Origin of the sequence: Microbacterium sp. CPCC 204701, from assembly GCF_004010105.1 — a bacterium.
Lineage (GTDB): Bacteria > Actinomycetota > Actinomycetes > Actinomycetales > Microbacteriaceae > Microbacterium.
The window spans coordinates 1-6,114 of the sequence record NZ_RRYE01000180.1 but is presented as its reverse complement, the minus strand read 5'-3'; the positions used below and the strand labels follow the sequence as shown (position 1 = coordinate 6,114).

The window sequence follows — 6,114 nt, the reverse complement described above, 5'->3', positions numbered from 1 at the left end:
CGCCGACCGCCCCGTCGGGATGCTGTCCGGCGGCGAGCAGCAGCGCCTCCGCGCCGGCCAGGCGCTCGCCGACGACCCGCTGCTGCTCCTGTGCGACGAGCCGCTCACGAGCCTCGACCTCGCCAACCAGCAGGCCGTGATCGGCCTCATCGACCGGCATCGGCGCGAGAAGGACGCCGCAGTGCTGCTCGTGACGCACGACATCAATCCCCTCCTCGGCAAGGTCGACCGCATCCTGTACATCGCGAACGGACGGTTCACGCTCGGGACGCCCCAGGAGGTGCTGCGTTCCGACGTGCTCACCGCGCTGTACGGTGCGCACGTGTTCGTCCTGCGGGCGGGTGACCGGCTGGTGGTCGTCGGTGCGCCCGACGCTGAGGCATCCCATCACCACCACGACGGGGTGGTGGCGTGAACTGGGACGACATCGCCGACGCGATGTTCGGCGGCCTGCCGTTCTACGGCGAGATCCTCGCGCTCGTGTCGAACTCGGTGTGGGCGGGCGCGGTGCTCGGGCTCGTCGGCGGGCTCATCGGCGTGTTCGTGATGCAGCGCGACATGGCGTTCGCGGTGCACGGCATCAGCGAGCTGTCGTTCGCCGGGGCCGCCGCCGCGCTGCTCATCGGCTGGGACGTGGTGACCGGCTCGATCGTGGGATCGCTCGTCGCCGCCGCCCTCATCGGAGTGCTGGGCGCCAAGGCGCGCGACCGCAACTCGATCATCGGCGTGCTCATGCCGTTCGGCCTCGGCCTCGGCATCCTGTTCCTCTCGCTCTACGACGGGCGCAGCGCGAACCGGTTCAGCCTGCTCACGGGGCAGATCGTGTCGGTGCAGACCGGCCAGCTCGGCTGGCTCGCCGCGATCGGCGTGGTCGTGCTGCTGGGGCTCCTGCTCATCTGGCGCCCGCTGCGGTTCGACTCGCTCGATCCTCAGTCCGCCGCTGCGCGGGGCGTGCCGACGACCGCAGTCTCGCTGGCGTTCATGCTGCTGCTCGGCCTCGTCGTGGCGGTGGCCGTGCACATCATCGGTGCGCTGCTCGTGATGGCACTGCTGGTCACCCCGGCCGCCGCGGCGATGCGCGTCGCGTCGGGTCCGCTGTCGGTGCCGCTGCTGTCGGCGCTGTTCGGGTTCGTCTCGGCCGTGGGCGGCATCCTGCTCGCGATCATGGGCACGCTGCCGGTGAGCCCGTACATCACCACGATCTCGTTCGCGATCTACGTGGTCTGCCGTGTCATCGGCGCGCGTCGTGGCAGGGTGACGCGCGCGGCGCCCCCGACCGTCCTCACCGCCTGAGCCGGCGCCCGCGCTCGGCCTCGTCCAGGTGTCACGACACGCGAAATCGGCGCCGCGATCCCGCGTGTTGCGCCACCTGGATCCGCGGCATCCGTGGTGGCCGGCCGTTCGGGTGTCGCGACACGCGGGAACTCGAGTCGTGATCCCGCGTGTTGCGCCACCTGGAGCAACGGGAACCTGAAGAAGGGTCGCCGAGCAGTCCCGATCGTCAGGGCGGCGACGCGGCGAGGTGGGCGGCGAGGCGACGGACGGTCTCGGCCAGATCGGGCGGCTCGAGGACCGTCACGGGTGCGGTCAGCGCAAGGCGGGCGACTGTCATGGCGAGCCGGCCGAGATCCTCGCCCCGGATCAGCACGAGGCAGGAGTCCGCCCCCCGCTCGATCGGGGTGTGATCGACGAATCGGAGCACTTCCTCGAGTTCGGCGAAGCCCGCTCGGATCGCGAGCTTCGCCTCACGACGACGGGGCGCCGGGCCGATCGAATCCGCGACGAAGCTCGCCGCATCGCCACCGGGGATCTCGCGGGGCGTGAACTGCCCGCCGACCGGCCGCAGCTGCCGCAGCCGGTCCAATCGGAACGTGCGCCAGTCCTCGCGATGCCGATCCCATGCGACGAGATACCAGCGGCGCCCGGCAGTGACGAGCTGGTGCGGCTGGACGAGCCGCCGGCTGCTTTCGCCATCGCCACGCCGGTAGTCGAAGCGAACATGCTCGTGGTCGCGGCGGGCCGCCGCGAGCACGCTGAGCGCCTCGGGGTCGATGATGTCGCCGTCGGCCGCGCCCCGTATCGAGATGACGCTCGAGTGCAGTGCCGACACCCGCCGGCGCAGCCGGTCGGGCAGGAGCTGCTCGATCTTCGCCAGGGCGCGCAGCGACGTCTCCTCGATGCCGTCGATGGCCGCCTCGGCGGCGTACCGCAGGCCCACGGTCACCGCCACGGCCTCGTCGTCGTCGAGGATCAGGGGCGGCAGGTGCGCCCCCGTCGCAAGTCGGTAGCCCCCGTACTTCCCCGTCGTGGCATCGACCGGATAGCCGAGGCCGCGCAGGCGATCGACGTCACGACGCACTGTCCGCTCGGTCACCTCGAGGCGTTCGGCGAGCTCGCCGGCCTGCCAGAACCGGTGGGTCTGCAGGAGCGAGAGCAGCTGCAGTGCTCGACCCGTGGGATCTTCCCGCATCTCCTCGGCCATCCTTCTCTCTAGGACCGATCCTGTCCGAAATGCATCCTACGGTGGCGGCAGCCGATCGCGCCTGACCCGAGATCGGCAACCGAGAGAGGAAGTGCGATGTCCCATCCAGCCGAGTTCCCCGAACCCACGCTCGTTGCCGTCAACGGCGTGGAGCTCGAAGTCTTCGAAGCAGGGCGTGAGAATGCCGGCAGGCCGATCGTGCTCTGCCACGGCTGGCCCGAGCACGCCTTCTCGTGGCGCCACCAGGTGCCCGCCCTGGTCGCCGCGGGCTACCACGTCATCGTCCCGAACCAGCGGGGGTACGGCAACTCATCGCGTCCGACCGAAGTGACCGGGTACGACATCGAACATCTGACGGGCGATCTCGTCGCGCTTGTGGATCACTACGGGTACGACGACGCCGCCTTCGTCGGTCACGACTGGGGTGCGATGGTCGTCTGGGGGCTCGCCTTGCTTCACCCGAACCGCGTCACGTCGCTGATCAACCTGAGCCTGCCGTATCAGGAGCGCGGTGAGACACCGTGGATCGAGCTCCTGGAAGCGATGCTCGGCCCCGACTACTACTTCGTCCACTTCAATCGGCAGCCAGGTGTGGCCGATGCCGTGCTGGAAGAGAACACACACCGATTCCTCCGCAACCTGTACCGCAAGAACGAGCCGCCTCGAGCGCCGGAGCCCGGAATGGCGATGATCGATCTCGCCAGGGCGGAGACGCCACGGGGCGAGCCTTTGATGAGCGACCGAGAGCTGGCGGTCTTCGTCTCGGCGTTCGAGACCTCGGGGTTCACCGGCAGCATCAACTGGTACCGCAACCTCGATCGCAACTGGCGCCTGCTGGCGGACGTGGACCCGATCATCCACCAGCCTGCGCTCATGATCTACGGCAGCCGGGATGTGATCCCGCAGTCCGAACGGCTCGCGGACTTCGTGCCCCGCGTGGACGTGATCAGCCTGGATTGCGGTCACTGGATCCAGGAGGAGATGCCGGAAGAGACGAACCACGCGATTCTGACGTGGTTGGCACAGCACGGCGGCTGAGACCCCCTCGCCCGGGCGCCCTGGCGCCCGGGCGATGCTCAGGCGCCGTCGGTAGACTCCCCGGCATGGCCCAGCGCAATACGTGGCAGCGCGAACGCGTGCGCGAAGCGCTCACCGACGCCCGTGGCTTCGTGAGCGCCCAGTCGCTGCACGCGATCCTGCGCGACGAGAACACCGGAATCGGGCTCGCGACCGTGTACCGCGCGCTTGCGGGTCTCGCGGCGCAGGGGGACGCCGACTCGCTGCAGAGCCCCGAGGGCGAATCCCTGTACCGCGCGTGCGTCAGCAGCGGTCACCACCACCACCTCATCTGCCGTTCGTGCGGCCTGACCGTCGAGATCGAGGCGACCGACGTCGAGCAGTGGGCCAAGAGCACGGCCGAGAGCCACGGCTTCCGCGACGCCGAGCACATCGTCGACATCTTCGGGCTGTGCGCCTCGTGCGCGATGGCGCGGGAGAAGAGCGGCGTCGAGAAGCGTGACGCGGACTGACCCCACGGCGCGGGCGGGCTCGATGAGCCATGCCCACGGATCGACGGATGCTGCGCCGCGGCCATCCGCGCAAGCCCGCACCCTGCTCTGGCTCGGCGTCGGCCTCGCCGTCGTCGCCGGGCTCTTCGTGATCGACTGGCTCGCTCCGGCGCTGTTCCCGGCATCGTTGTCGACCCGCGCTCAGGACGGACTGACCCTCGCGGTCAGCGTGCTCATCGAATCGCTGCCGTTCGTCGCGCTCGGCGTCGTTCTCTCGATCGTCGTGCAGGTGTGGGTGCCGCCGGGCGTCATCGAGCGATGGATGCCGCGCCGCGCGTGGGCGCGCCGCGCAGTGCTGTCGCTGCTCGGCATGGTCGTGCCGGTCTGCGAATGCGGCAATGTGCCGTTCGCGCGCGGACTGCTGATGCGCGGATTCTCGGTGTCGGAGACGCTCACGTTCCTCGTCGCGGCGCCGATCGTGAACCCCATCGTGATCATCACCACGCACCAGGCGTTCGGGTACAGCGACGGCATCCTCATCGCGCGCCTCCTTGGCGGCTACGCCATCGCGAATCTCATCGGGTGGCTGTACTCGCGGCATCCGTCGCCCGACGCGCTGCTCACGGACCGCTTCCGCGACACGTGCGACATGGCCCTTCGACACGCTCGGGAATCGGGGATGCGGGGCGGCCAGTGGCGCCGCACGCTCGCGCAGTTCGTCGTCGAGCTGCGCGCAGTCATGCCGGCGCTCGTCATCGGCTCCGCGCTCGCGGGGGCGGTGCAGGTGCTCATCCCGCGCGAGGCGCTCGTCGCCATCGGGTCGAACCCCGCCCTGTCGATCGTGGCCATGATGTCGCTCGCGATGATCGTGTCGATCTGCTCGAACGTCGACTCGTTCTTCGCGCTGTCGTTCGCCTCGACCTTCACGCCCGGCTCGCTCGTCGCGTTCCTGCTCGTCGGGCCGATCGTCGACGTCAAGATGCTCGCGCTCATGCGCACGACGTTCACGTGGCGCACGCTCGGCGGCATCGTCGTGGTGGTCGTGCTGGCGGCGTTCGCGATCGGAACGGCGGTGAACCTCCTTGCGTAGCGCGCAGTTCGTCGGCACGCGGTGGCTCGGAGTCGGGCTCGCCTCGATCCTCGCCGTGGTCACGCTCTCGCTCGCGGTCACCGGCCGGCTCGGGCTCTACATCAACCCCGACTCGACGTGGTTCGCCGTGTCGATGGCGGTGGTGGTGCTCGCCGGCGCGGTGGCATCGTTCGCGCTGCCGCTCGGCGCCGAGTCCGATCACGGCCACGACCACGGCGGCGTCGGCGTCGGCACGGGCTCCGAAGATCGGAGGAGCGCACGCGAGCCGGAGTTCTCGCCGCTGATCCTCCGACACGGCGACGAACCTCCGACACCCGCGACGCACGACGGGCACGTGCATGGGCACGCGCACGAGGCGCACGGCGGGCATGACGGGCACGTGCACCGCAGCCATCCCGCCGCGGTGGCGGCGACGATGGTCGGCGGGATCGCGGCATCGGGCGTCGTCGTGCTCACGCTCGTGCTGCCGCCTGCGTCGCTGAGCGCCGAGCTCGCGATGTCGCGCGACGTCGGCGCGGCGCCGCTGTTCGGCGGCGCCGACACGATCCAGCTGGCCTCGACCGGAGACACCGCCTCGTTCGGCGTCGGCGAGTGGTCGACGGCGTTCGCGACCGCGACCAACCCCGACGCGTTCGACGGCGACGCGGTCGAGCTCACCGGGTTCGTCACCCCAGGCGAGGACGGGGACTTCGACATCACGCGCCTCGTGATCACCCACTGCGTGATCGACGCGCAGCCCGCGAGCGTTCCCGTCGTCGCCGGCGACCTCCCGACGGCCGGACAGTGGGTGACGGTCACCGGCACCGTGCGCGCGTCGTCCGACGGACGCCTCGTGCTCGAGGCCGCGTCGGTCGACGAGATCCCCGAGCCCGAGGACCCGTATGAGTACTGAGTCCGGCACGCGGCGGGCGCAGACCCGGCGTCGTCGCGGGCGTGCGTTCGCGGGCGCCTTCGCGATCGTCATCGGCGCGCTCGCGGTGCTCGGTCTCGCGGGCGCGGCGGTGGGCGTCGCGCAGGGCCCCCGGGTCACCGAC

General features: G+C 70.4%; 6 protein-coding genes and 1 pseudogene. 6 read left to right on the top strand and 1 reads right to left on the bottom strand.

Going from position 1 to position 6,114, the window contains the following annotated elements; all coding sequences use genetic code 11:
- Positions 1 to 415: pseudogene (locus EIO58_RS11170) on the top strand (ABC transporter ATP-binding protein); the annotation flags it as partial.
- Complete coding sequence (locus tag EIO58_RS11165) at positions 412 to 1,293, top strand: metal ABC transporter permease (RefSeq protein WP_127819602.1); 882 nt, start codon at positions 412 to 414, stop codon at positions 1,291 to 1,293. The pseudogene EIO58_RS11170 and the gene EIO58_RS11165, both read left to right, overlap by 4 nt.
- Before the next feature lie 208 nt (positions 1,294 to 1,501).
- Here the strand turns inward: EIO58_RS11165 and EIO58_RS11160 are convergent, their stop codons facing one another.
- A complete protein-coding gene (locus EIO58_RS11160; protein ID WP_127819601.1) occupies positions 1,502 to 2,470 on the bottom strand; it encodes a helix-turn-helix transcriptional regulator in 969 nt (322 codons plus the stop codon).
- Between the two features lie 108 nt (positions 2,471 to 2,578).
- Here EIO58_RS11160 and EIO58_RS11155 point away from each other — a divergent pair, with 108 nt between their 5' ends.
- The 4 genes from EIO58_RS11155 (at position 2,579) to EIO58_RS11140 (ending at position 5,972) form a co-directional block, all read left to right on the top strand.
- Positions 2,579 to 3,520 carry an alpha/beta fold hydrolase gene (locus EIO58_RS11155; protein WP_127819600.1) on the top strand — a complete coding sequence of 314 codons (942 nt, stop codon included), beginning with the start codon at positions 2,579 to 2,581 and terminating at the stop codon, positions 3,518 to 3,520.
- A 65-nt stretch (positions 3,521 to 3,585) separates the two neighbouring features.
- A complete protein-coding gene (locus EIO58_RS11150) occupies positions 3,586 to 4,011 on the top strand; it encodes a Fur family transcriptional regulator (RefSeq protein WP_127819599.1) in 426 nt (141 codons plus the stop codon).
- Positions 4,012 to 4,033: 22 nt separating this feature from the next.
- On the top strand, positions 4,034 to 5,080 hold the full coding sequence (locus tag EIO58_RS11145; protein WP_127819598.1) for a permease: 1,047 nt from the start codon (positions 4,034 to 4,036) through the stop codon (positions 5,078 to 5,080).
- The gene (locus EIO58_RS11140; protein WP_205789234.1) at positions 5,073 to 5,972 is read left to right on the top strand and encodes a TIGR03943 family putative permease subunit; all 900 of its coding nucleotides are present in this window, start codon (positions 5,073 to 5,075) and stop codon (positions 5,970 to 5,972) included. The genes EIO58_RS11145 and EIO58_RS11140 overlap by 8 nt, the downstream gene beginning before the upstream one ends.
- Positions 5,973 to 6,114: the final 142 nt, after the last annotated feature.

Excerpts from the sequence above, each read along its gene's own strand:
- EIO58_RS11160 (WP_127819601.1), bottom strand. The coding sequence starts at position 2,470 with ATGCGGGAAGATCCCACGGGTCGAGCACTGCAGCTGCTCTCGCTCCTG.
- EIO58_RS11155 (WP_127819600.1), top strand. The coding sequence starts at position 2,579 with ATGTCCCATCCAGCCGAGTTCCCCGAACCCACGCTCGTTGCCGTCAAC.
- EIO58_RS11150 (WP_127819599.1), top strand. The coding sequence starts at position 3,586 with ATGGCCCAGCGCAATACGTGGCAGCGCGAACGCGTGCGCGAAGCGCTC.
- EIO58_RS11145 (WP_127819598.1), top strand. The coding sequence starts at position 4,034 with ATGAGCCATGCCCACGGATCGACGGATGCTGCGCCGCGGCCATCCGCG.